This is a genomic window from Paludisphaera rhizosphaerae (assembly GCF_011065895.1).
GTDB lineage: Bacteria > Planctomycetota > Planctomycetia > Isosphaerales > Isosphaeraceae > Paludisphaera > Paludisphaera rhizosphaerae.
Genome location: NZ_JAALCR010000032.1, coordinates 25,182 through 46,544, shown reverse-complemented (window position 1 = coordinate 46,544; position 21,363 = coordinate 25,182). Strand labels below are relative to the sequence as shown.

General features: G+C 65.1%; 20 protein-coding genes. 9 read left to right on the top strand and 11 right to left on the bottom strand.

Annotation, left to right across the window (positions count from 1 at the left end):
• Positions 1–15 precede the first annotated feature (15 nt).
• From G5C50_RS27350 to trpS, 6 genes are all read right to left on the bottom strand, one after another.
• On the bottom strand, positions 16–390 hold the full coding sequence (locus G5C50_RS27350; protein WP_165074165.1) for a hypothetical protein: 375 nt from the start codon (positions 388–390) through the stop codon (positions 16–18).
• Entirely contained in the window at positions 387–1,613 is a 1,227-nt protein-coding gene (locus G5C50_RS27345) for a C45 family autoproteolytic acyltransferase/hydolase (protein WP_165074163.1), read from the bottom strand. Before G5C50_RS27345 ends, G5C50_RS27350 begins: the two co-directional genes overlap by 4 nt.
• 124 nt (positions 1,614–1,737) lie before the next feature.
• Positions 1,738–2,208, bottom strand: coding sequence for a carboxypeptidase-like regulatory domain-containing protein (locus G5C50_RS27340; RefSeq protein WP_165074161.1), 471 nt, complete (start codon positions 2,206–2,208; stop codon positions 1,738–1,740).
• Between the two features lie 150 nt (positions 2,209–2,358).
• On the bottom strand, positions 2,359–3,369 hold the full coding sequence (locus G5C50_RS27335) for a DUF1559 domain-containing protein (RefSeq protein ID WP_165074160.1): 1,011 nt from the start codon (positions 3,367–3,369) through the stop codon (positions 2,359–2,361).
• Between the two features lie 217 nt (positions 3,370–3,586).
• Complete coding sequence (locus G5C50_RS27330; protein WP_165074158.1) at positions 3,587–3,838, bottom strand: GlsB/YeaQ/YmgE family stress response membrane protein; 252 nt, start codon at positions 3,836–3,838, stop codon at positions 3,587–3,589.
• A 48-nt stretch (positions 3,839–3,886) separates the two neighbouring features.
• Entirely contained in the window at positions 3,887–4,858 is a 972-nt protein-coding gene (trpS, locus tag G5C50_RS27325) for a tryptophan--tRNA ligase (RefSeq protein WP_165074156.1), read from the bottom strand.
• A 512-nt stretch (positions 4,859–5,370) separates the two neighbouring features.
• On the opposite strand from trpS, the gene G5C50_RS27320 reads away from it, so the two are divergent.
• The 3 genes from G5C50_RS27320 (at position 5,371) to G5C50_RS27310 (ending at position 7,719) form a co-directional block, all read left to right on the top strand.
• A complete protein-coding gene (locus G5C50_RS27320) occupies positions 5,371–5,730 on the top strand; it encodes a hypothetical protein (protein ID WP_240907390.1) in 360 nt (119 codons plus the stop codon).
• A gap of 81 nt (positions 5,731–5,811) precedes the next feature.
• Complete coding sequence (locus G5C50_RS27315; protein ID WP_165074153.1) at positions 5,812–6,858, top strand: DUF1559 domain-containing protein; 1,047 nt, start codon at positions 5,812–5,814, stop codon at positions 6,856–6,858.
• A 99-nt stretch (positions 6,859–6,957) separates the two neighbouring features.
• Entirely contained in the window at positions 6,958–7,719 is a 762-nt protein-coding gene (locus G5C50_RS27310; protein WP_165074152.1) for a hypothetical protein, read from the top strand.
• 13 nt (positions 7,720–7,732) lie between these two features.
• Here the strand turns inward: G5C50_RS27310 and G5C50_RS27305 are convergent, their stop codons facing one another.
• Positions 7,733–9,166, bottom strand: coding sequence for a sulfatase (locus G5C50_RS27305; protein WP_165074151.1), 1,434 nt, complete (start codon positions 9,164–9,166; stop codon positions 7,733–7,735).
• 203 nt (positions 9,167–9,369) lie between these two features.
• Between G5C50_RS27305 and G5C50_RS27300 the strand changes: the two genes are divergently transcribed.
• From G5C50_RS27300 to G5C50_RS27275, 6 genes are all read left to right on the top strand, one after another.
• On the top strand, positions 9,370–9,801 hold the full coding sequence (locus tag G5C50_RS27300; RefSeq protein WP_240907389.1) for a hypothetical protein: 432 nt from the start codon (positions 9,370–9,372) through the stop codon (positions 9,799–9,801).
• A gap of 101 nt (positions 9,802–9,902) precedes the next feature.
• Entirely contained in the window at positions 9,903–10,139 is a 237-nt protein-coding gene (locus tag G5C50_RS27295; RefSeq protein ID WP_165074149.1) for a hypothetical protein, read from the top strand.
• Positions 10,140–10,402: 263 nt separating this feature from the next.
• Positions 10,403–12,373: a tetratricopeptide repeat protein gene (locus tag G5C50_RS27290; protein WP_165074148.1), complete on the top strand. Its 1,971-nt coding sequence runs from the start codon at positions 10,403–10,405 to the stop codon at positions 12,371–12,373.
• A 21-nt stretch (positions 12,374–12,394) separates the two neighbouring features.
• Positions 12,395–13,066, top strand: a complete 672-nt coding sequence (locus G5C50_RS32440; protein ID WP_206107879.1) for a hypothetical protein — start codon at positions 12,395–12,397, stop codon at positions 13,064–13,066.
• Between the two features lie 37 nt (positions 13,067–13,103).
• A complete protein-coding gene (locus G5C50_RS27280; RefSeq protein WP_165074147.1) occupies positions 13,104–14,009 on the top strand; it encodes a polyphosphate kinase 2 family protein in 906 nt (301 codons plus the stop codon).
• Between the two features lie 214 nt (positions 14,010–14,223).
• Positions 14,224–15,339: an acyltransferase family protein gene (locus tag G5C50_RS27275; RefSeq protein WP_165074146.1), complete on the top strand. Its 1,116-nt coding sequence runs from the start codon at positions 14,224–14,226 to the stop codon at positions 15,337–15,339.
• Positions 15,340–15,359: 20 nt separating this feature from the next.
• On the opposite strand, the gene G5C50_RS27270 is transcribed toward G5C50_RS27275, so the two are convergent.
• The 4 genes from G5C50_RS27270 to G5C50_RS27255 all read right to left on the bottom strand — a co-directional run bounded on the left by G5C50_RS27270 (position 15,360) and on the right by G5C50_RS27255 (position 21,265).
• A complete protein-coding gene (locus tag G5C50_RS27270) occupies positions 15,360–17,885 on the bottom strand; it encodes an ATP-binding protein (RefSeq protein WP_165074145.1) in 2,526 nt (841 codons plus the stop codon).
• A gap of 713 nt (positions 17,886–18,598) precedes the next feature.
• The gene (locus G5C50_RS27265; RefSeq protein ID WP_165074144.1) at positions 18,599–18,865 is read right to left on the bottom strand and encodes a hypothetical protein; all 267 of its coding nucleotides are present in this window, start codon (positions 18,863–18,865) and stop codon (positions 18,599–18,601) included.
• 59 nt (positions 18,866–18,924) lie between these two features.
• Positions 18,925–19,356: a hypothetical protein gene (locus G5C50_RS27260; RefSeq protein WP_240907388.1), complete on the bottom strand. Its 432-nt coding sequence runs from the start codon at positions 19,354–19,356 to the stop codon at positions 18,925–18,927.
• 328 nt (positions 19,357–19,684) lie between these two features.
• A complete protein-coding gene (locus tag G5C50_RS27255; RefSeq protein WP_165074142.1) occupies positions 19,685–21,265 on the bottom strand; it encodes a hypothetical protein in 1,581 nt (526 codons plus the stop codon).
• Between the last annotated feature and the right edge of the window lie 98 nt (positions 21,266–21,363).

Genomic DNA, 21,363 nt, shown 5'->3' with positions numbered 1-21,363 from the left:
CGACCGGCCCCGGCGTCAGACGTCGGGCTCGGCTTCGGGACGAGGAGGCTCGATGGGCGCGGCCAGTCGGCCGAGGGCTCGGCCCCACTTCCGGGGAACGCGGGCCCGGCCGAACTCCGAAAGCCGAGGCTCGAACTGGTTCCAGGTCAGAACGGTCAGACACGCCCCTTCCTGAAGAATGGCGACCAGAGTGCGGGCCTCGTGCAACGCCACGACGGCGATCGCACTGTTGGCCGGGTTGCGGCCGAGTCGCCGGGTCCGACGCAGGGCCCCCCGCAATCGTTCCTCGGCGGCCTCGGGTTCGACGCCGAACCGCTCGACGAAGCGCTCCAGGGCGTGCCGCGACAGCCGCACGCCGCTGTAATCGCGCTGGCCGGGGGGAGGCGTCATCGCACCTCGGCGGGCTCGCGCTCGGCAGCGCGGGCGGCCCGACGGGGCGCTTCAAGGGCCGGCGCCGAAGCGTCGGGTCGGTTCGACAGCAGAGAACGCAGGTCGAACGCATGGTATGGCTGCTCGGCTGCGGGACTGCCGTCCTTGGCGGCGTTCGCCACCCAGAATCGGCCGGTATCCGTCTCGAAGAGGACGTTGTGGAGGTTCGACTTCATCGCCACGGGGCGATCCATCAGTTTGCGGGCCGAGTCCGCATCGAAGCCTCCCCGGCCCTCCTTCACACGCTTCGCCAGTTCGACGTAACGGTCCCCCGCCGAGAGGACGACGGCGTCGGCGATCGGCTCGGGCAGCTTGGGATGCGACTCGCCCATCGCGATCAGGGTGAAGGCGTCCCAGGACGCCTCCATCCCAACGGCCTTCCCCGTCTCGCCGTCGGCGACGACGAAGTAATATTCACACGTCCGAGGATTGTCGCGGAAGATCGCCACGGCGTCGTCCAGCGACTTCGCATCCTCCAGAACCATGCGCATCAGGAACGACATCGGCACGCCGTCCCAGTGGCCCAGGCCCTTGCCCCCCATCTCGCCGATCGAAACCTTCTCCGCGTTCATCCCCGTGACCGAGCCGACGAAGCCGGCGTACGTCACGTTCACAAACGGCGTCCGACCTTCCGGTTCGGCGACGGTCAGAATCGCGTGTTCCTGGAGCCGCCAGTCGCAACCGTAGTCGAGGACCCGGCCGTGGTAGACCCGGCCGTCCTTCGTCGTCGAGCGTCCTAGGGCGAATCCGGAGCAATGGAACAATTCGGGAATGAAGTTGGCGTCGATCACCTCCTGCACGGGCAGCCCCGCGCCGTCGGCGACCCCCTGCATCTCCTCGAAAAACCGCTCCGGAACGTACTTCTTCTGCCGAGCGGCGATCCCGCCGATGACCCGCCTGGGATTGAGCAGGTTGAGTCCGGCGACTTCGACCTTCAGCTCCTTCCCCTTCACGTCGAAGAGGTAGCGGACGTTCTCGCGGATGTCCTCGCGAAGGAGCGTCCCCTGCTGAAAGCCCATCTGGTAGGGCGTTCCCTTGACGTGGAGCACCCGATACCCGTCCACATCCTCAAGAAAACCCTCGCCGCAGCGGGCGATCGTCCGGCTCCCCGCGCGGACGGACGGGAGAGCCGCGAGCAAAACCACAAAACACAGGACGGCGCGTCGCGAACGGCGAACGAACATGCGATGCGTCCTTTCGGTGCGTGCGAGAGGAGTGGTGAAAGGGTCACCCTTGACGGTAACCTACGTTCGCCCTGATTCCAAGGCGATTCGTCCCACCCCTCCCGTTGCACCGGATCGCATCAACCTACTTCGTCTTTCCTTTCACGTCGAAGTCGAGTTGGTTCTCGCCGGGCGTCACTTCAGCAGGGAACTCTCCACCGGGCTTGCCGGCCTTCGCGGCCTTCTTGGCTGGATCGATTCCCAGAGACATCATCGCCATGCGACGTTGCTCTTCGTCCTCGAACTTAGCCTGATCGGCCGCTGCTTCCTCCGCCGACGGACGAGCGACGACGATCACCTTGTACTTTCCGGTCGGAAGCCCGGCCCGTCCATTGTTGATCAGCTTGTAGTTCCCTTCCGGACCGGTCACGTCTTCGGCTTCCGCGAGCGCCAGGTTCGTCGGTTCCGGAACGAACTGGACGGCGACGCCAGGATAGGGCTTTCCATTCAGCGTTACGGTCCCCTGCACGGAATGCCGGGGAGCCTCGCCGCCGCTGCAACCCACGAGCCCCGCCGCCAGCAGGACCAAAGCCCTGCGCGATGATCTAACTAGCATGATCGTCTTCTGTCCTAGATCAGTTAATTAAGGCGTAGCGACCCCGACCGAAGCCGCAGAGCGTCATCGCCTGCGGTCGGTCGGGGCCCGTTAAAATCCAGGCCGATCGTGGCGGGCCTCCGAAAAGGCCCCTTGTCGGCAAAAGCCCGATCAGAGCGAATCGGCGCTGATGATCTCGTCGCCCGCCATGGTGTGCAGGGAGTACCAGGTCGAGGGGTTGATCGAATCCTTGATGAACCGGACGCTGCCGTCTCCGAGGAGCATGTTCAGGCCGCCGGGGTGCTTGCTTCCCAGAGTCCAGGCGTAGAGCAGCTTCTGGGTGTTGGCGGCGTTGTCGTACTTGCCGTTCGGCAGATACCGCGTGTAACCGGCGACCGAGGGCGGGAAAGCGATGCCGTGAACCGAGGTGTGGCTGCCTGCGCCCCACCAGGTCCCCCAGTTCGTCGAGTAGGTCCGCTGGGGGGCCTCGGCGACAGCCGCGGTGTTGCTGGTGCCGTCGGTGACGGCGGCGACGTTCGTGGCAAGGTCGCTGTAGAAGATCCCGCGGATCGAATTGCTCGGCGAGGCCGAAGCAGCGCAGTAGGAATCCGTGTACTGAGAAGTGCAGAACTTGTAATTGCTCCTCCGCGCGTTGACGCGGAAGAAGTTCGTCGTGGTGTCGGTCTCGACAGGCATCTCCTCATCCGAGGGGCACTGATAGCTCGAGATCTTCGCGCCGACGACCGTCGAATTCGCGTAGCAGGACCCCAGCAGCGTGGTATTCGGCGAGCCGTTGACCCCTACGCCGTTCGCCGAAGGCTGGCTGAAATTGTATGCGTTGTACATCGACGACTGCTCAACCTGATTCAAAATCAGAGCGAAGCCCGTCGTGTTCAACACCAGACCCGGCGTCGGTCCGTTCGGCAGGTTCTTCGAAGTGCAGCTCCCCGTCATCAATCGCGGAGGAGGGTATGCTCCATTCACATCATGATAGTTATGCAGAGCGATGCCCATCTGCTTCAAATTATTCACGCACTGAGCGCGACGGGCGGCCTCACGCGCCGACTGCACAGCCGGCAGCAGCAGGGCGATCAACACGGCGATGATGGCGATTACCACCAGGAGCTCGATCAGTGTAAACGCCGCAGCGCGCGCAGCTCCGCCTCGAACATTAACCCGCATTCAAAAACTCCTCTACCGAACGGCGCAGACTAAACCCACGACATCACCGGGGAGGAGAGGACCCCCGAGGACACAACGACGTGTCGATAATTTCCAGCCAGGCTCCAGAAAGAGAGTTGCTCCGGAGCCCGGCGGGAATTCTAAGGGATTCGGAGTCGCGAGAACAAGGCAACTATCGGCATTCGAATTCTAAATTTCGGTCACGCGACGATTCTCGTCAAAGTCGCTTTCCGAACCGATTCAGAAGGAACAGCACGACGACGGCGCCGACCGTCGCGGTCAGCAACTGGCCGATGATGTTCGTCGCCCCCAGGCCTAGGATCCCGAACAGGAAACCGCCGAGGATCGCGCCCAGAACGCCGACGATCATGTTGTTCACCGCGCCGAAATCACGCCCCTTCGTCATCTGGCCGGCGAGCCAGCCTGCGGCCAGTCCGATGAGCAGGAACCAGACCAAGGAAAAGAGCATGCCCATATGAGTCTCCGATGAATTGATAGGAAGGGGGAGCATCCGCCCTCAACCGAGACCGCAAGCGGAGCGGGCGCGGTCGAGGACCTTGCGGGCGGTGGCGCGGGCCTTGGCGGCGCCGGCGGCGCGGACCTCGGCGACGCGTTCGGGGTGGGCGACCCATTCGGCCCGACGTTCGCGAGCGGCCGCGAAGGTTTCGACCAGAGCCTCGCCGAGCCGGATCTTGACCTCGCCGTAGCCGATCCCCCCCTCGCGATACCGGCGCTCGACCTCGTCGCGGTCCTCAGGCTTGGCGAACAGCTTGAAGAGACCGAAGAGCGGATCCGTGTCGGGGTTCTTGGGAGCCTCCACGGGCGTACTGTCGGTGACGAACTTCTTGACCTTCTTCCGGATGACGGCCGGCTCGTCGAAGATCTCGATCGTGTTGTTGTAGCTCTTGGACATCTTCCGACCGTCCAACCCGGGAACGACGGCTACGCTGTCCAGGATGTAGGGTTCGGGCAGCCGGAAGACTTCCTTCTTCTTGCCGTAGACGTTGTTGAACCGCTCCGCGACGTCGCGGGTGATCTCAAGATGCTGTTTCTGGTCCTGGCCCACGGGGACGAGGTCGGCGTCATATAGAAGAATATCGGCGGCCTGAAGGACGGGGTACGCGAAGAGGCCGTGCTCGGCGGGGAGCCCCTGCTGCACCTTGTCCTTATAGCTGACGCACTTCTCCAACCAGCCCATCGGCGTCACCGACGTCAACAACCAGGACAGCTCAACCGTTTCAGGCACGTCAGACTGCACAAACAGCACAACACGATCGGGATCCAACCCGAGTGAAAGCAAATCGATCAGGACGTCGGAGACGTACTTCCGCAGCAGGGCGGGATCCCGGACGCTCGTCAGAGCGTGATAATCGGCCACGAAGTAATAGGCGTCATTACCCTCCTGAAGCGCGACGTACTGGCGGATGGCGCCCAGGTAATTGCCGATGTGCAGCGCGCCCGAAGGCTGAATCCCCGACAAAATCCTCATCACTTCCTCCTCGACGGCGGCCGCGACTTCCGATCGCGCGCCCGCCCTCCTCCAATTTACCACCATGTGCCGCACACGGCCATGTGGGCCGCATTAGTGGAGACGTACCCGGAGCGCCATCAACGAAATCCTTCGTGAAAAAAAAGGCATGATCGCGATGAAATTCTTTGACTCCGTCGAAGCCGGGCGATAATTAACTAGTAACTCTCCCCTGATATCCGAATCCATAGCTGCATTCGTTCTCGCAGTCTTTCGCTGGACCGACCTTTCCCACAGGCGTCCAGAGTCTCGAACGATCCCTTCGTAGCTCCACCATTGCACCTGTGTACGGCGTCGACCGACTCCGCTGCCTGGGTCGGCCTGCGCCTCGAGCAGACCGCTTCGACCGTCCTGGATTTCTGAGGAGGTGCGTCATTCGCCATGTAGCGTGCACGCTTCGAACGGCCGGCTGGTCGGTTGCGTTCGTTGCGTCGTTGTTGGGATTGGGCTGTGGGGGTGGATCGCCGGACGGTTTGGACCGCAAGGCCGTGTACGGGAAGGTGACTCTCGACGGGACGCCCCTGGCCAAGGGGATGATCTCGTTCGACCCGGCGGATGGCTCTGCGGGAGCCGTTCCGGCCGGCGGCGTCGTCACTGACGGCTCTTATTCGATCGACTCGGAGACTGGGCCGACGCCCGGGAAGTACAAGGTCTCGATCCGGTCGGCCGGCTCGGGGCCCGAGGGCGCGCTTGAGAAGTCTGCGCCCGGGATGCCTCCCAAGAAACCCAAGCCCGACCCCATTCCCAAGCAATACAACACAGCCTCCACGCTTAGGGCGGAAGTCAGGTCAAGTGGTTCCACGACAGCCGACTTCGCGTTGACGAGCAAGTAAGCCTCCCAACCGCAAGCAGTCTTGTGCACGCCGACGTCCGCGTGCCGCTCGCCGCATCATCACATCCAAGGATTTTCCCTGATGAACGATTCGCGTCGGTCTTCCGGTTTCACCCTGATCGAGTTGCTGGTGGTGATCGCGATCATCGCCGTGCTCATCGCCCTGTTGCTCCCCGCCGTCCAGGCGGCGCGCGAGGCCGCCCGCCGCGCCCAGTGCGTGAACAACCTCAAGCAAATCGGCCTCGCGATGCACAACTACGAGAGCGCCAACAGCGTGCTTCCGCAGGGCATGCGCGGCTGCTGCTGGGGTTCCTGGCTGATCCCGGTGCTGCCGTTCGTGGAACAGTCCGCCCTGTTCAACTCGTGGAACGCTTCCGGGAACAACAACTCGGCCCTGACGGCCAGTTACGCGACCGAGGGCAACTTCCGCTACGCCGGCGTCTGCAACATCACGGTCACTTCCACTCGCGTCAACGCGTACATGTGTCCCTCTGACGGCGGCAACACCGCGACCGTGGGGATCGCCGCCCTGGGCATGAACGTGACCTCGCAGAACTACGTCGTCAACTTCGGCAACATCACCATGCAGCAGGGGAGCGTGGTGGGGAGCACGTTCCAGCCGTATTTCGTCGACAACGGCGTCACCTACTCGTTCCTCGGCGCTCCATTCGGCGACATGGGCGCCCCGTTGGCCGACATCAGCACCGGCGGCGGCCAGGGGGCGACGAACGGCGCCATCCGGTTCTCGTCGATCAGCGACGGCCTGAGCAACACGATGATGACGTCCGAGGTCCTCGTCGGCCAATCGGGGGCCAGTTGGGACCTCCGCGGGTTCTCGCACTGGGCGTACGCGGCCAACTTCTCCGGTTACCTGCCGCCGAACTCGTCGAAGCCCGACTGGATGCAGAGCTCTGGGTACTGCAACTATCCGTTCCAGAAGAACCCGCCGTGCATCGGCGGAACCAACGGCCTGGTGATCATCGCCGCCCGTAGCAACCACTCCGGCGGCGCCAACGTCGGCTTCTGCGACGGCAGCGTGAAGTTCATCAAGAACTCCGTCAGCGTGCCCACCTACCAGGCCATCGCGTCGTCGCGAGGCGGCGAGGTCATCAGCTCCGACGCCTATTGATTTGACCTTGCCTTGAACATGCGACTGGATTTTGGTCCGGCCGCGCTTTCCGCGCGGCCGGGCCAAAATCCTGAATCCCATGAAGCGTTGAACATACCCTTGAGACGATGGCGACTGGCGGGCGTGCTCATCGCGACGACGCTCGCCACCGTCGCAGCCATGTTCATGATCTCCAAGGAGCGCGGGCCGCTCGACCTCCGCGTTCTCGCTCGCCCGGTTCAGCCCAACGAAGACGGCCTCGTCGTCGAAGTGAAAGTCCTCGATCCGGCCGAGGTCCACGATCGTCCCGATGCTCCAGACGATCGCCGGCAGAAACCCGGCGGTTTCCCTGCAGGGGCCGTATCGAATCCCCTCCTCGCCGGTCGCCTTCAAGTCACCATTCGCAATACTTCGAGTCAGGACCTGGCCGCCGGCCCGTACGGCGTGAAGCTCGACCAGTGCATCGGAGTCGGCGTCAGGCTGGTGGAGGAATCGGGCTTTCCCCTGCTCCCCCCTTTCTCGGGACCGGCGACCAACAGCCTAAAGACCTTGGGCCTGGTGGACGATGCTCCCGCGGGCCCGCCGGCCCCGCCAGTTCTGAAGGCCGGCGAATCCATCGTTCGCAACGTATCGATCTGGAACGGCGACGGTTGGTCTTACCTCCACCCGCGGGTCGATCCTCCCACGGGGGTTTACACCGCCCAGGTCGTCTGCGTCTACAGCAAGGAAGCCGGCGGCAACGGCCGCGCAGTGGGCCCGGACGTCCGCGTGCAGGTTCGCCCCGAGGACGTCCGCGAGTGGCGCCGCTTTCACGACGCCCAGCGCCGACGTGCCACGATGTCGGTGCGACTCATCGAGGCCCTGAAATCCCTGGTCGAATGATCGACGGACCGGGTCACTCGTCGCCGTCTTCTCCCCCGCCCTTCTTCTTCGCCACGGCGTTCGGGTCGGGCTTGTGCGGGGTCGGCATGGGGGCGTTCACGGCCTTCCGCCAGGCGACAAGCTTTGCGTGCAATGCCTTGGTCTTGTCGGGCTGCTCGGCGGCCAGGTCGTGCTTCTCGCCGGGGTCGTCGCGGAGGTTGTACAACTCGACCTTGTTGGTCTCGAAGAACTCGACGACCTTCCAATCTCCGTCGCGGATCGCGCCCGCGGGGGTGGTCCGCCAGTGGCCGCGAGAGGCTCCCAGGTAGCCGGGGAAGTGCCAGTACATCGGGTCGCGGTCGGGTCGTTCGCGACCGCCGCTGAGGAGCAACGGCAGATAGCTGGATCCGTCGAGCTTCGACTTCGCCTGGCCGCCGCCGAGTTCCAGCAGGGTCGGGTACAGGTCGACGCTGTTGATCGGCCGGTCGCTGGTCGTCCCGGCGGGGATCTTCCCGGTCCATCGGAAGACGTAGGGGACGCGGATCCCGCCTTCGTACAGCATCCCTTTCCCGCCGCGGAGGGGCGCGTTGTCGGTGATCTCCTTACCAGCGGGGATCCCCTCTCGGGAATAGCCGCCGACGCCGCCGTTGTCGCTGGTGAAGACGACGAGCGTGTCCTTGCCCAGGCCCAGGTCGTCAATCGTCTTGATGATCCGGCCGACGCTCTCGTCCACGCTGGCGATCATCGCCGCGTAGGTTGGGTCGTGATGGCCCCCCTCCGGCTTCGTGCCCACGAACCGGGCGATGACCTCGGGCTTGGCGTTGTGGGGTGCGTGAACCGCGAAGTGGTGCAGCGCCAGGAAGAACGGCCGCTCCTTGTTGCGGGCGATGAAATCGACGGCCTTATCGGTCAGGAAGTCGGCCAGATACTCGCCGGAGGGGTAGTCGACCTTGGGGATCGTCTCGAAGTCGAAGTGCTTGCCCATCGAGACGATCGACTCGTCGAAGCCTCGTTTCAGCGGGTGGTGGGCGTCGTCCTGACCGAGATGCCACTTGCCGAAGTGAGCCGTCGCATAACCGGCGTCCTTCATCGCCTGGGCGAGCGTGTACGTCTCCAGGGGGAGTTTCTGGACGTTGTCCGCCGGGCGGAGGGGGCGAGTCCGCCAGGCGAACCGCTCGATGGAGCCCACGGTATAGACACCCGTCCGGGGCCCGTACTGGCCGCTCATCAGGGTCGCCCGCGTCGGCTGGCAGTTGGGGCCGCAGGTGTAACCGTCGGTAAGCCGGAGCCCCTCGGTCGCCATGTGGTCGATGTTGGGAGTCCGGTAGAACCGGCTGCCGTAGCAGGCGACGTCCGTATACCCAAGGTCGTCCGCCAGGATGAACACCACGTTCGGCTTGCGGTCAGCCGCCGAGGCGACACCGCCGAGTATGAGGACCGCCAAAACCCCCGCCGTGATCGCTCGCATCGCTCCCTCCCTTCAGCGTCGTCACAAACCTCAGTGAGACCGAGACTATAGGAGACGCTTCCGCCGAAGGTCAAGGATGGGAGGCGGCTCCGATTGGCGGCGGAGCCGTCGCGCGGTACGATCGTCGTCCCGATCTTCGCAAAAATCGGGAATGCGGCAGCCGTCCCGGTCGTGACGGTTTCCCGACGATGAAGGAGGCGCGCGTGTCGATCCAGACGTACGACGAGCAGGGTCTCCGCTTCGAGTACCCTCCCGACTGGGTGCTTGAAGAGACCGAGGACGGATCCGTGCGGACGGTGGCCGTGCAGGCGCCGGACGGCCTGGGCTTCGCCGTGATCCAGACCGACGACTCGCGACCCGACCCAGCCGAGATCGCCGACGCTGCGCTCCAGGCGATGCGCGACGATTACCCCGAGTTGGACGCCCAACCCGTGCTGGAAACGATCAACGACCATGCGGCGACCGGCCATGACCTGGAGTTCGTCACGCTCGACATGACCAACGCCGCGTCGATCCGCTGCTTCCGCACCCCCCGGCGGACGATTCTGGTTCTGGGCCAGTGGTCCGACATGGGCGACGCGGAGCTTCCCGATCAGGTCCGCGAGGTCGTCCGTTCGATTGAAGAGACTGAGTAGGAATCGCCGTCGAAAAGATCGTGTCACACGCCCGACGTTCAGGATAGTCAGGCGGGGCGAGGCTCCGCCGGAGATCATCCCTGATCGTCGGGAGACCGTCCATGTTCCACTCGTCGCCTGCCCGCCGTTCCCGCCGCCTCGTCGTCGAAGGACTGGAGAACCGCCTGTCCCAGAGCGGACTCGGCCTGAGTTTCCAATTCTCCGAATCGTCCTATCAACTCGACCTGATCAGCCTTCAGCAGCAGATAAACCGTGCCACAAGTACGGCGGCGGCCCTCAGCAAAACGATGAGCCAATTCTCATCGAGCCTCGCGAGGTCGGTCGCGGACCTGAAATGAGGTCCGTGGGTCCGCCGTCGCGATCGTCAAGCGCTGACCGCGCGGCGCCCCCGGCGCATCCCGGACAGGGCCGACCTTCGCGACGCCAGGAATCCTCGTGCGAACGAGCCTCTTTGCGAAGGCCGGCAGCCCCGCGACAACCCGACGCACGGGCGATTTCCCGGGCCCGCGAGGGCGTGCGCCGGGTCGCCATCGGACCGATGAGGAAAGAGGTGGAATCGGCCCCGATCGACGACGACGCCTGACCAAGGACGGTCGTTCGCATGACGGTGAAGAAGCTCCTGATCGCAGCCTGCGCGCTGCTGGCCTGGAGAGGCGATGTCGCCTCGCGCGCCTCGGACAACGACCTTCGCGTCGAAGGGGCCGCGCTGGCCCAGGCCGGCCGCTACGCGGAGGCCCTGCAACGGTTCGACGCCGTTCTCTCGCATCATCCCCGCGACATCCAGACGCTCGCCCGACGCGGCAACGTCCACCTGATGATGGGGAGACCGTCGAAGGGGCTGGAGGACTTCGACCGGGCCATCCAGGCCCAGCCGCTCTACGTCTCCGCCTGGAGCGATCGCGGCGTCGCCCTGGTGATGCTGGGGAGGCTCAGCGAAGCCGAGGCTTCCTTCACGCGGGCGATCCGCGCGTCGCAGGCCCCTGCTCCATCGCTGATCAACATGGCCGACGGCGGGGCCCTCGGCGGAGGCGGCCCCTCCTTCGACGTCCGATCGCCCGAGGCGAAGCGTGAGCGCGCGACGCCGCACGCGGGCCTGGGGCAGGTCTACTACCGCCTGAATCGCAACGCCGAGGCGATCGACGAATACAACGAGGCGATCCGCCTCTACCCCTCCGACCCGAACAGCTACATCGGCCGCAGCGACGTCCGCCGAGTCATGGGCGACAACAACGGAGCCCTCGCCGATCTGGACGAGGCCGTCCGGCTGGGCCCGAATTATGCCCGCGCCCACGCAAATCGCGGACGCCTGCTGGAAGACATGAAGCAGAACGAACAGGCCGAAGCCGCCTACACGCAGGCGATCGCCGTCGACCCGAACGACGTCTTCGGCTACCGGCTGCGCGGGGCGCTGCGGTCGAAGCTGGGCCGCAACACCGCGGCCCTGGCCGACTTCGAGTCCGTCGCAAACCTTCGTCCCGACGACTCGGAGAACCTCAAGGACCGCGGCGGCGTCCTCGTCCGCATGGGCCGCAATGAGGAGGCGCTCGTCACGCTCGATCGCGCGATCGAGATCGACCCGAACAACGCCAAGGCCTATCAGAACCGAGGGGCCGCGTACAACAACCTCGGCCGCTACGTGGCGGCTGTCGCCGACCTCGACCGCGCGATCAAGCTCGACCCTCAGAACGCCGGCGCACGGACCAACTGCGGCCTCGCCCTGTTCATGTTGGGCGAATACGAACGGTCCATGGAGGACCTGGGCGAAGCGGTCAAGCTCGCGCCGAACAACGCGATCGTCCACTTCAACCGAGGGAACGTCTATGCCAAACTCGGGTTCACCGAGCTGGCATTGGCCGATTACCAGGCCGTCGAGAAGGCCGACCCACGGCTGCTCGCGTCGTACGGCGGCCCGGCGAAAGTCCTCGCCGAGATGACCCGCGAACGGATGGCCGTGCGGACGCCCGCTCCTCGTCCTGAACCCGATAGCGAGGCCGAACTCGCCCTGAAGGAAGGGCGATCGCTCCAGGCCGCTGGCGACTGGCCTGCCGCCGTCGCCGCCTTCGACCGCGCCGTCGCCGCCGATCCGCAACGCGCCGAATCGTACATCGCCCGCGGCTGGACTCGCCTCTGCGCCGACGTCGACGGGGCCGAGACGGACGCCCGCGCGTTCCTGAACCTCAAGGGCTGGAGCGACCCCGCTTCGGCCTATATGGCGATCCTCGGTGCGCTGGCCGAACGACGAGTTGGCCGCGATCCGGCCGCGTACGCGTTCCTCGAAGAGGCCCGCGCGAAGCTCCCGCCAAACTCCGCCTGGCCGCGCCCCCTCCTGCTCCACCTGGACGGCGACCTCGCCGAGCCTGCGCTTCTTGAAGCCGCCGCCAACGACCTCCAGCGAGCCGAGGCCCACACGATCCTCGCCGTCGGCCTCCTGCGACGAGGCAAGACCGCCGAGGCCCGCGAACACCTGGGATGGGTCCGCGACCACCCCGTCGCCGGCTCCGTCGCCGCCGACCTGGCCCGCGCGACGCTCGTCCGGCTGGACCAGGCCGAGCAGGTCGCTCGCAAGCCTTGACCCCGATCGGGGGAGCGCACCATGAGTGATGATCAGAGCGTCGGCGCCGATTCAGTGTCCTGGATCAAATGGGTGCTTGCGAATGCAAACGAGCGCAAGTCCAGGCTGTTTGCTTGCGCGTGCGTGAGACGTTTCCTCTATCTCGCCCGCGAGAGTGAAGAGCCCGAGGCTTTCGCGGCTATCGATACGGCCGAGCGCTTCGCCGACGGCGATGCGGACGCATCCGAGTTGCAACCGGCCGCCGATGCGGCCTACGAGGCGGCGACCCGGAACGATGGGCCCGAGATGGGAAATCCCCTTCTGGATGCGGTTGGGGCGGCGGCGGAAGACCTTCACACTTACTTCACGAAAAACCTCCTCGAACAAGCGGAGGACTATTCCGACTGCACGATCGGAGATCCGACATACGACAAATGGGTCTTGTCCTGGCATCGACACGTCCTGCGCGCGGCCCACGATGTCTTCGGCGAGCGAGATCATCCCACGCCATTCGATCCCGCCTGGCGAACCAGTGAAGTGGAGAACCTCGCCCGACGAATCTACGAGGAACGAGACTTCGGCCGCATGCCCGAACTAGGCGCGGCTCTTCGAGCCGCCGGATGCGACGACGCTGAAGTGCTCGCTCACTGCGAGTCGCCTGAAGGTCATTCACGCGGCTGCTGGGTGATCGACGCGATCCTCGGGAGGTCGTAAAAGGGAAGTTCCCCCGGCTCACACCAGGAGTTCCGCGATGCCGACGCCGAAGTTGGAAGAGATCGCCGCGAAGTTCCGCGTCCCACACGACAAGAAGTTCCGGCTCAAGGACTATGAACCCGACTGGGCCGGCGACAAGGACGTGCCCAAGGCCGAGCGGAAGAAGTTCGCCGAGAAGATCCTGGCCACAAGCGTCGCCGAACTGGCCGAGGCCCAGGATCGGCTGTACGCCTCGGACACCTGGTCGGTTCTCGTCGTCCTTCAGGCCATGGACGCGGCCGGCAAGGACGGCACGATCAAGCACGTGATGTCGGGCGTCAATCCCCAGGGATGCCAGGTCTTCAGCTTCAAGCAGCCGTCCTCCGAGGAACTCGACCACAACTACCTCTGGCGCTACTGGAAGGCCCTCCCCGAGCGCGGACGCATCGGCATCTTCAACAGGTCGTACTATGAGGAAGTCCTCGTCGTCCGCGTCCATCCCGAGCTGGCCCAGGCCGAACGCATCCCCGACGCCGAGATCGACGGCTCGTTCTGGACCGACCGATTCGAGGACATCAACAACCTGGAGCGGCACCTGACCCGCAACGGGACCAAGGTGCTCAAGTTCTTCCTGAACGTCTCCAAGAAGGAACAACGCAAGCGATTCCTCCAGCGGCTCGAAGATCCGTCGAAGCACTGGAAGTTCTCCCCCTCGGACATCTCTGAGCGCGGCTACTGGGACGATTACATGAAGGCCTATGAAGAAGCCATCGACGCGACCAGCACCAAGTGGGCGCCGTGGCACGTGGTTCCCGCCGACCACAAGTGGGCCGCCCGCGCCATCGTCGCCCACACGATCGCCAGGGCCGTTCAGGAGCTTGACCCCAAATACCCCGAAGTCAGCCCTGAGAAACTCGAGGCGATCGAAGCAGCCCGCAAGCAACTCGAAGATGAAAAAGGCTGAATAGGCAAGACAGGCGCTCTCGGAAGATCAAGTCGAGAGCACAATTTGCCCGATAATCAAACCGAACCTTCGGCTCTGGATGTCCGCGCGGCTCAAGCGCCGGGCGACGTGCCAGACTGCGCCCCGCATCCGGCTTCGCCCCACGCCGCCTTCGGACCTGCGACGCCCCAAACCACCCCGAAGCGCGTCGGCCCGCCGGCCTTCGCGAATTCTCATGAAAACATATACAACGCTGGAACGGCCGCGGGGCGACCGCGACAACGCGGTGGGGCTGTTGCGATTCGTACTGACGTCGACGGTCGTCCTGTCGCACTCCCTGCGCATGCACGGCCTCTCGATCAGCCACGACCCGATGATCAAGTTGACCTCCGGCCAGTACACGATGGGTGGGATGGCGGTCGATGCGTTCTTCGTCCTGAGCGGCTTCCTGGTCGCGGCGAGTTGGGCGGGGTCGCGCGGGTGGGGGGACTTCCTGACACGCCGGGCGACTCGGATCTATCCGGCCTTCTTCGCGGCGGTCGCCTTCACCAGCCTGGTCGCAGCGCCTTGGCTCGCGGCCCGAGGGATCAGGCGACCGCCCGAAGCCACGTTCGCAGGCCTGGCGATTCCGGCCCTCTGGCTCGACTTTCGCGAACTGGGTGTGAACGGCTCGCTCTGGACGATTCGCTACGACTTCTATTACTACCTGTTTATCGGCATGGTCGGAGCGGCCGGCCTGCTCCGCCGACGCTGGTCCGTGGCGGCGATGTGGCTGGCCGCGTGGGGGGTCTACATCGCCTCGATCACCCTGGGGGTCCAGGCGGGCATCGAAGGGCAGCACCCCAGGCTTCTGACCTGCTTCCTGTCGGGGACGGTAGCCTACGCCCTCCGAGACAAGATCCGGGTCTCCTGGGGCTGGATGGCCGTCTCGTTCGCGGCCCTCGCCTGGCTCGGCGGAGCGATGGTCTCCTACCAGACCTGGCCGTACCGGGTGATGAATCTGGCCTTCCCCGTCTTCGGGGCTTACGCCCTGCTCTTCGCCGCGTTCCGGCCAGGCGCCCGGGCGGCGAAGCTGAACTGGACCGGCGACTATTCGTACGGCCTGTACCTGTACGCGTACCCGATCCAGTTGATGATCATGGTGGCGTTCCGGCCGCACCTCAACGTGGTGACGCACTTCCTGATCTCGTGGGCCGTTGCGCTGGTCTTCGCCGGCGTCAGCCTGCGGTTGATCGAACGGCCGTTCATGAAGCTCCGCCTCAAGCCGGCCGTCGCTCAGCGTCCGGTCGTTCCCCGTCCCCATATCATGGTCGGGGACGAGGCGACGACGGCCGTTTCGGCGAAGGCGTGAGATCGGAAGAGCCGCGGTGGTCACGCCTCGCCGTCCTCCGGCAGCGGGCCGGCCGTCCAGGCGAGGACCACCTGGTCGATGGTGACGTCCGACTTGCGCGGCGTGAGTTCCAGCGGGACGAGCTTGAGCAGTTCCGGGCTGCGGGTGGTCTTGATGTGCTCAAGCTCGGTCTGGAACTCGGTCTCCAGCTCGACGTACTGCGAGTTCAGGTCGTCGACCCGGTCCTGGGCCGAGCCGACCTGACCGCGCTCGCGCATGGCCTTGCTCGCGGCCTTGGCGGCGCTGCCGACCTTGGTCACGTTGGTCTTCGTCCAGGTCTTGCGGCCGGTGAAGGCGTCCAGGACTGAGGTCCCGAACGAAACGGCGGCGTCCCAGCCCGACTTCGACGCCTTGGCCTGCTCCTTCTCCAGCGCCTCGTGGGCGGCCTTGAGCTTCTTCTCCAGGTCGGCGCGGCGGGGGCCGAACGCGGCCCGGAGCTTCTCGACCTCGGCGTCGCGCTTCTCTCGCGCGGCCTGGGCGAGCCGCGCCCGGAAGTCGCGGGCGGTCTCCTCGGGACGGCCGTACGCCTTCAACTCGGGGCAGGTCCAGATGGTGAGTCGACGGTCTCGGTAGAGATACGCCTTCAGGTCCTTGGTCCACTCCGCGTAGTTCTTGGCCCGGGCCATCGCCGAGGGGAGGTCGGCGAACGTCGCGCCGGTCTCGGGGGTCTTGTCCAGCACAGGGATCCGGCTGGTCAGGTGCTTGCCCCCCTCCCAGACGTCGGCCGGCATCTCGTCGCCGACCGGCCGCTGGACCGCCAGGGTCTCCCAGTAATCGACGCTCGACTTCTTGTCGATGTAATGCAGCCGAGCCACCCCCAGCAGCGAGGGCCGGTAGGTCGGCGGGCTTCCCGACGGAACGTTGTCGACGACGAAGAACTCGGGGACGTCGGGCGGCATGACGGGGCGGCGTCCGACTGCCGTCTTCGCGGCCGTAACCGCACGAGGCTCGGGCTCGGCGGGCGCGGGCTTCGGTTTGGAAGCCGCCGGCGGGTCGTCGTCTCCGGTCTCGTCGGCTGGGGCGACGGCCGCGGGCCGGGCTGGGATCGTCTCCCCGGCGGGATCCTTAGCGGGGGCCGACTTCGCCTTCTTCTTCGGGGCCATTAAGGTCTGGATCTGGTCGCGGTTGAGCGGGCCTCTCAGGTAGCTCAGGGCCCAGCGACTCTCGAAGACGATCGGGTGATCCTCGTGGACGTTGTTGAGCAGGAAGACCCGCTTGCCCAGCGAGGAGAGGGTCTTGTCCATCTCGGCCCGATCGAAGCTCGCACCGGCGGCATTGGAAGCCCCTTCCAGGCCCTCCAGCACGCGATCCTTGTCCCGCTTGGTCTGGAGCCGGCCGAGGAACCAGGTGCCGCAGTTGGACAGCCCTTTGTAGTCCAGGTCGACGGGGTTCTGCGTGGCCAGCACGACGCCGACGCCGAAGGCCCGCGCCTGCTTCAGCAGGGTCAGCATCGGCTTCTTGGTGGGCGGGTTGGCCGAGGGGGGGAAGTAGCCGTAGATCTCGTCCATGTAGAGGATCGCCCGCAGGCTCGACGTCCCCGGCTGAGCGCGGACCCACGAGAGGACCTCGTTCAGCAGGATCGTGACGAAGAACATCCGCTCGGCGTCGCTCAGGTGGGCGATCGAAAGGACCGAGATCCTCGGTTTCCCCTCGGGCGTGTAGAGCAGGCCGCCGACGTCGAGGGCGTCCCCTTCCATCCAGGCGGCGAAGCCCGGCGAGGCCAGCAGGTTGTTCAACCGAAGCGCCAGGGCGAAGCGTTCCTTGGCCGGGTAGAACGTCTCCAGGTCGATGACGCCGACCTTGTCGAAGGACGGCGACTGGATGGCGTGGATCAGGTCGGTCAGATCGAGGTCGCGGCCGTCGCGCCAGGAGCGGTCGAGCAGGCTGGAGAGCAGGATGTGCTCGCGGCCGGTCATGGGGTCGGAGTCGATCCCAAGGAGTGCCAGCAGCCCCGAGACGGCCGAGGAGATCCGCTCACGATAAGCCTCCCCCTGCTCTCGCAGGGCGGCCGAGGGGGCGGAGAACGATCGCAGCACGGTCAGCGGCAGCCCAGCGGAACTGCCCGGCGTGTAGATGGCCATATCGGCCGAGTCCATCAGCCGCTGGATCCGCGCGCCGTCCTGACCCCATTTGGCCAGGCCGTCCTTCCAGGTCTCGGCCGTTTTGTCGGCGAAGGCCTCCGCGGTCATCCCCTGGCGCGACGCCTCATCGGGGTCGACCCAGGGGAGGAAGTCCTGGCCGCGAAGCTGGGGGAAGTCGAGCAGGAGGTTGCCGATGTCCCCCTTGGGGTCGACCGCGATGACGGGGATGCCGTCGATCGCCGCCTCCTCCAGCATGGCGATGCAGAGCCCCGTCTTGCCGCTCCCCGTCATCCCCACGCAGACCGCGTGCGTCGTCAGTTGCTTTGAGTCGTACAGGAGCAGATTCGGCGTCGTCGCCCGCTCCCCGAGGTCGTACTCCTTGCCCAGATAAAAGACCCCGAGCTTCTCGAAATCCTCGTTCTTCATGAAACGGATCCCGCCCCGGCGCAAGTGTTCGACATCGTGGGGCCGCCCCGACGATCAGCCCTTTCGATCATTCACCAGTTTAGCTTACAGCGGTTCGCCCTGAAGTTGCACAACCTCAGAAGGCCCCCAAGCCTCGACGACCTCACTCCTTCCTCAAATGGGAGCAGGCCCCCCCGAAGGAACGAACGAGGGGCCGCGACAATCGGAGACGAACTGCGGCGGTCTGCAATCCTGGTCGCCAACCTCGATCAGAGCCGGTCCGGAGTTTGGCTCCGATTGGCTTCCTTCGCACCGGACGCCGCTCGGCCGGAATCGACGCAAACCAATAACCACAAACATGTTTTCCTCAGACATTCTCACCTTTACGGCGGGTTCGATCGTCCGCTTTTCTCACCAGACTCTCCGTGGTCGTCCCAATTGCACGACGTAGAGAACCACGCTGCCAAGGATCGCCCTCCGTAAAATAGGGTGGCGCAAGAACGCACTCGCGGGACGAGAAACCGCCAAGGAAGACCAGCGGCGCAATCGCCACAACCACCCCAGCCGCCGACTTCCCAACCTCTCGCCCAGGCGGAGCCCCCCTGGTCGGCGCAACGACCAGGCTTGCTGGTCCTAACGATTTCGCCGCATGTCGACCGGCCGAAGACCTGCGCCGATCGGAGGCGCTGCCGATCGGGTGGACGAAGAATTGGACGATCGCCGACCGCCCCCCCTCAGGGCACGTTCGCCTTCTGTTGGACCTGAATCATCGAGCGGGCGGACTCGACGAGTTGGGTGGTGTGGCGAGCCGTCATCTCAAGCAGTTCGATGTTGTGCCGCCGCGTTAAAGAGGCGATCTCGGCGTTGTGCCTCTGCGTCATCTCCATGAGCTGAGCGTTGTGGCGTGCGGTGAGCAGGAAGAGCGAGATCGTGAGCGCCGCCACAGCCGTAAGGAGGGAGATCGTCGAGATCCGGAACTGAAACGGTGTCGGCTCAGGCATGGTCATGGCTCTCCCGTGGCGCCCCTTGAGTGAAACTGCCGACGCCCCCTGGTCGGCTCTCAAGGTTTGCACCGCACCCATTTTTCGTCGATCTTCGAGTCCCGCCCGCCCAACTGGATCGTCCCGACCTTGGTCATGACGTCTCCCTCAAGCTTGACTGTGAACTCAAACGTGCTCCCTACGAACGAGTCGGGGACTCCATCGCCGCTCACAAACTCGATGATCTCGGTGAACTTGTCCTTCTCCAATTTGTAGCGGCCGCCGGCGGCGCCGAGGATCTTCCCATTCTGGACGATCGTCCAGATGAACCTTCCGCCGACGATGTAGTCGGTCATTTCCACGCCATCGGGAAGCTTTTCGTATTCCTTCGCAGCGCCGTTCTTGCTCTCGACCTGCCTCCAGGCTCCCTCGATCGTCGCGAGTTTCTCGTCGGCGAGGGCGGCTCCGGACAACGCCGCCAGACCGATCGCGATGCAAACGATGCGCGTCATCGACATCTCCATCGAGAGAGACTTGGCATTCCTACGTGTCTGCCTCACCAACACAATGCTGCTCTCAGGCTACCCCTGGCGATGACCGGGATCGAGGCTCTTCGTGAATTCGCCTGCGATCGGCCATTATTTCGCGCGCTGAAGTCCGAGATCGACGCCCCCTCCCTTCGCCAGATTCTCCCCAGGGCGAGCGTCCTCGCCTCACGTCAGGGTTTGATGTTCGAGGCCGGTTTGGAGTCGATGGTCGAATCCGTGTGGGACAGCACGGCGGATCGGCCTTTGATCGGCTCGCCGAGTTCCAGGCCCGATCGAGATCTCTGAAACGCCGTCACGGCGTTAACGTGGTGACGACACAAAAAATCAACTCAACGAGCCAGGGCATCAGGGCCACGGTGAGAAGGATCGCGCCGGAGAGTCGCCTCAACGAGGGGAGGAGCCTGCGAACGGCCAGATCGAGGAGCACGCCGATCGCGCCCAGCACCGTGAAGAGCCCCAGCACCACCGCCAGGAAAATGATAGGCGCCCCGCGCGGCCGTATGGAGAGAGCCGCGAGCCACAACGGGACGAATAAACCCGCGTTGATCAACATCAAGCGGAGCGCCCACCGTCGCCTCGATTGTTCTCGAGCCAGAATGGCGGGGTCTGGCTCCTGCGTCTCGACGGCCGCGATGAGAGGCGCCACGTCTTCGACGCCGAGAGCTTCCATGGCCTCCTCGATCAGGCTGCGATGCGCGTCGACGAAGGCGGCCTTGTCATGGGGGTCGCGCCACGCCGCGGCGAGCGGTGCCATGGCCTTTAACGCGCGGCGGTAGTCGTCGCGGGCGTCGTCGCCGCGCGACGCGGCGAAGTGGGCCAAGGCACGGTAGACCTGCAAATCGCGCACGTCCGAGAGATGTCTCAGTCGCTCAGCCTCGTAGCGGGATTGCAGTTCGGAAACGGCAGCCTGGTCGCCGGCGACGCAGGCGACGCGAAGGTGAACGGTCAGCGCCGACAGGCCGAACTCCGGGCGAGTCCGGCCCACCGGGTCGGCCGGCAGCCTCTCCAACGCCGCCATCGCCTCGCCTTGCCTGTCTTCGATCAGCAGCAGGCCGGCTCGCAGCAAGGCGAGCAAGTATCCCCCTTCCTCTCCGAACGTCTCGCCAAAGCTCTCCGCCCGCGATAGGGCGGCGCTCGCCTCGGCCGGATCGCCCTTGGCGAGTGCCAGGTTGGTTCGTGCGACTTCCTCCAGCCAATCGATGTACGGGTGCGCGACGTCGATGGCGACCGCCTCGGCAAAGACCGATTCGGCTTTTGCCGTAGCTCCCAGATCGATCCACGATAAAGCAGCGTTCAACGTGTAGAGGCGATCCATCAGCCGATCGCCGACTGCTTGCCACAGCCGACGGCATCCCTGCGCGTTCTGGATGACATCCGCTGGCGGCTGCCTCAGAGAGCCGACGCGGAGGACGTCCAGGAGCAACCTGCCATCGCTGCGCAACATCGCCCCGCCCACGCGAAAGCTGACGGGGATGAGGCTGGACGTCGCAAGCATAGCGTTGATCGCGGCGAACATGGCGGACGTGGTCTTGAGTCGGCCGGTCGGCAGGCATAAGGCAAGACCGATCGCCAATGCGGCGCAAAGTGCATTCGCGGCGATCCCCCCGGACACGAAAGCCGCCATGCGCTTCCGGTCGGGGTAGACGCGTGGGAGAAAAGCGAAGGTGATGCCTTGAAAGGGCCTGGTCAAGCCGAGATACAACCGCGTGCCGCCCATCGGCAGGACGAGAAACGGCCCCGCGATGCCGAGCCCTACCGAGGTGACCACGAAACCAACCGCCCTACCGATCAGGGCGTGACCGGCCTCATGAACGATCACGCCCAGATACACCGCGGCCGCCAGGATCAAGACGAGGAGGATCGGTCCAGGCATGGCGACTCCCGACAACCGGACGCCGAGACCTGGCCAGGGCTCGCATTCATCAGGGCGAACGCACCCGCAGGGCTCCAGGAAAAGGTACCATGATTGCG